The organism is Shewanella sp. NIFS-20-20 (assembly GCF_019209865.1).
Lineage (GTDB): Bacteria > Pseudomonadota > Gammaproteobacteria > Enterobacterales > Shewanellaceae > Shewanella.
The window spans coordinates 1-4,248 of record NZ_JAHUTT010000106.1; the positions used below are offsets into that span (position 1 = coordinate 1).

Annotated in this window: 2 protein-coding genes; both read right to left on the reverse strand. The window is 49.5% G+C overall.

Annotated features, from left to right (window positions below):
- Positions 1–337: 337 nt before the first annotated feature.
- Positions 338–835, reverse strand: coding sequence for a hypothetical protein (locus KU855_RS18545; protein ID WP_218532761.1), 498 nt, complete (start codon positions 833–835; stop codon positions 338–340).
- A 1-nt stretch (position 836) separates the two neighbouring features.
- Positions 837–4,248: RHS repeat-associated core domain-containing protein (locus KU855_RS18550; RefSeq protein ID WP_305729025.1), on the reverse strand; the 3,412-nt coding region annotated here is incomplete at its 5' end.

Genomic DNA, 4,248 nt, shown 5'->3' on the forward strand with positions numbered 1-4,248 from the left:
CGCTCAGTGACTTGTTTAACAGCTTCTATTTTGAACTCATCTGGATATCGTTTTCCGCGCATGTAACACCTCATATTTTTGGTTAAGTATAACTCTATGAAGTGTCTACTGTTCTAGGGGCTTACCACCTAATTTATCCAGCTGAACTTCCAGGCTCTGGCCTGTGGAGCTGACTCTTGCATAACCGATCCGTGCGATTTCTACCATAACCTCTAAGATGTTTTGATTTGTTAGTTATGATAGTAGTTTTGGTAGTTGGTTTCCAGGTTTCTAAAAATGTATACATTTTGATATGTGTAAAGCCAAAATAAGGGCTATCAATTGATAGCCCTTAGGGTCAGTAGTGGCAGACATACCACCTTTCTGTTATGCGGGTACAATCTAGATGGCCATATTTACTTTTATAATAGTAAAAATTTGTGTATTCGATATTTTTTTCAGATCGAACAATTGTAACTCCCTGTCCTCTGTCTAAAATACCACTTGACCAATATAAAATTTCAACTACTTGATCATCCCCTGTCTGAATACCTATTTCAATACCTAACTCTTTAAATTTATGAACAAACCATTTTATTTCATTATTTGTAAGCTGCCCCTTTGGATAGACTTGTGCATTGTTTGCATTTTGTTGTGAGTTGTAAGTTAAACTTATCCTAGTTATTCCTGATAAAATGGCTCTGTCGGCCAATTCATCGTAAGTGTTGAGATGGTTTAATACATCAATCTTTAGGTCTTCGAGATTAGGAGTATTTACAGGCATGCATGCTTGTAACTGATAGAGCAGTGTTAACCAGACAATGCTTTTTATTACAAATGTAAATGGCGGTTTCATATTAATTACCGTTTTTTTGTCTGTAGTAAAATTGACCACCCATCCACACATGAGCTTGGTCTCGCCAGTTATCACCGAAATTTGTGCTTCCTGGATAAGTGTTTATATCGAAAGCTGTTCCATCATGAGACCTATATTGGGGGGCCTGGGAAAATTGTTGGTAGTATCCTGCACCTCGCATGGCTAAATTAATGCTCAAATCAGGGTATTTAGCAGAAAAACCATTGGTAAAACCATCTGCCCAAGCTTGAGATGTTGCTCCAAAAGCATAATTTCCAAACTCTTCAACTCCAGGTAAGTCTCGGTATTCGATGCGATTCTTGAAATCCCAGTCTCCGCCAGTCCTGACTTTATTTATGTATCCATTTGCATCGTTAGCTTTTCCTAGTTCAAAAGCTTCCCCTATCGAATCATTAAATTCTGAAACCATATTTTTCCATTTGTGTGCAGTCTTGGCTTGACTATTCCCATTTAACATTTGCGCAAATCCTGCGGTAATCGCCCCATTAGCAAATTTACCGCCAGTGATACGGGAAATAGTACCGCCTATAGTCGCGGCCACAACTATACGGGCGGCATCCCAACCTCCACCTTGTGTCGTTCCCACCATGTCATTGACATTGAGCGCTTTGGTTAGGCCTGCACTCAGGAAACCATGACCAAACTTTCCGCCTTGGAGCTCAGACATCACCCCTCCTGCCAATGCATGACTGCCGACGTGACCTGCACCATTTGCCTGCCAGAAACCGGACTCGGCATTAAATGCCCCTCCAATAGCTCCAAATGCCGCCCCAGATAATGCTCCGAACAACGCCCCCCTCAAAGAGCCTGTTGCAACAGCCCCACCGGCAGCCCCTGCAAATGCACCAGCGATTGCGCCATTAGCCACAGTTCCTGATGCAAACCCCCAAGATGCAGCCCATCCTGATGCTGCGCCAGCAGTGAAATAGGACACGACTGCTGCGGCAATGACTCGCCAGTACTTCTTTACAGATTCCCCAATCTTCTTGAAGAAGAATCCCGAAGGGTCGGTATAGCTCATGGGATTATTCAGCACATAGGCATACCGGTTAAAGCTCTGGCTGTTACCCGGGTCCTGTATATGTGGGTCGGCTTGCAGGAATCGGCCTATCGTCGGGTCATAAATCCGCCCGCTCATATGAATAATGTTCAGGTGGTCAACGCCTTCATGACCGGTATAGCCTTTACTCGCCGCTGGCGCGATGTAGTCATTCAGTATCGAATGGCGGTAAGCCGCCGTTTGCTTACCCCAGGGGTCATAGGTAAATTGTTGTACCACGTTCCCGTGCTGGTTGGTAATGGTGGTGGTTGAGCCTTGATGGTCTTTATGCAGGTAATACTCATCCTGGGTATTGTTACTGCGCTTGGTTATCACCAGATTGCCCACGTACAGTTTCTGCTCAGTTAGCGTCGGCTTACCACCACCCGTGCGGGTGACTTTTTCATAGCCGCCCACATACTGAGTGGTCAGGTAGGTGGTGACACCGCCTTCAACTTTGACATCATACCGCTCATAACGTTGTTGACCTGCATCGTATGTAAACCGGGTTTGTTCGTTACCGCGGGTGATGAGCGTGACCTTGTCATCGCTATTGAATGTAAAGCGACGGCTGCCATCATAGGTGATATTACCGTTACCATCATAGGTCATGGTGTGTGTCGGGCTGTCGGTTATTAAGCAATTTGCCCCGCTCAGTGACCCCACAGGACAGCTTCGAATTACCGCTGTGGTTAACTGGCGATGACAACTGCTGCCAGACACACTCCAGCCCGATGGACAGCTCCAGCTGCTGGGGCTGGCACTCAGCGTGCCCCGGCAGGTCGTGCCGGATAGCGAGGTGTTAGCCGGGCAGGACCAGGCAGGGGTTGCTGTGACAATTTTATTGCATCGATTGCCTGACAGCGTACTGCCCGCTGGGCAGGACCAGGTGTTACTTTGGGTATACACCTTGTTGCACTGACTGCCGGATAAGCTGCTGCCGGCAGGACAGGACCAGCTGTATGCCGTCGTGGTCAGCTTGCTGCAACTGGCGCCCGATAAGGTGCTGCCAGCCGGGCAGGTGTAGGTGAAGTTGGCTAATAAGGTCTTTTCACACATTTCCCGTGACGGGCCAACGTTTGAGTAGCCGGGAGGGCATTGCCAGCTGCAACTGCGTCGAGGTGTTAAGCTTCTGGGGATTTCTCCTCCACCGCCGGTGCCGGTACAGACCCAATTGGCTGACGTTGATAACGTGTTGGTACACTTATTCAGTGAGCTGTTGAACGAGTACCCAGACGGACAAGTCTTATTGGCCGGCGATAATGTGCGCTTTTCACAGCGTTTGGTGGTGGCGTTATAACTGTATCCTGATGGACAGGTCGGTGTTGCATTGGATGTCACTGTCTTTTGGCAGGTGCTGCCAGTCCAACTGTACCCCGCGGCGCAGACCGGGGTCGCGGCGGTATTGAGGTTTTTGGAGCAGGTGGTGCCGTTCCACAGATAACCAGCTGGACACACCGCAGTGGCCGCAACAGACAGTTGCTTTTGACAGGTGCTGCCATTCCAGCTGTAACCCGCTGGGCACACTGCTATGGCCGCCTGAGTTTCAGACTTGATACAACTGGTTTGAGCACTGTTTAAGCTGTATCCTGCAGGGCAGGATTTGACGGCTGCTACAGTCCGGGTTGCGCCTATCGACGCCAGTCGGTAAGGGTTATTGGCATCATAGGTATACTCACCTGTTCCGCTCTTGGCGGTAATGTTACCCAAATCGTCGTAATCGATAGAGTGAGTGGTTTTAAAGTCGCTGGGCAAGCTGGTGCCGCCAGCATGGATATTGATGGTGCGTTCATACAGGCGATACAGGTCATCATAGTGGTAATTTTCACTGAACGTCGCCGGCGCTGAACTCAGCGCATGGCGGCGCCACTCCAGGTTACCTACAGTATCAAACCGGTAGTCCAACTGATGGGCAGTTACCCCGTTGGCGCTCAGCGTGATGTTGTTTACCCAACCGGTTTGCTCCTCAAACACCGTGGACTCCTGCGCGCCGTTGCCGTAGGTCACGGCTTCTACCTGGCCGCGGGCGTTCATGTCAGTAATGGTCTGGTAGGCCTTGCCGGTTTGCTGGTCGGTGCGTTTAAACAAATAACCCTGTGAGTTGTAGTGATTCATCACGGTCAGCAGATTATTGGGGTATTGCTGAGTGTGCAGGCGCCCCTGACTATCGTAAGTGAACCGGTGGGTATAGCTGATGCCTCCTTGGGTTGTGGTGGTAGTGGCCAGCCGGCCAGCGTTGTCATAGCCCAGTTGTTTGCGATGCGCCCAGTCGCCCGCGCTGCAATCGCTGACGACGCTATCATAGCGGGTCTCGCTGATGAGCTGGCCGGCGGTGCGGTTACTGCGGTTGCCG

What these genes read in the sequence shown, in the direction of transcription:
- KU855_RS18545 (WP_218532761.1), bottom strand. Translation starts at nt 835, where the DNA reads ATGAAACCGCCATTTACATTTGTAATAAAAAGCATTGTCTGGTTAACA.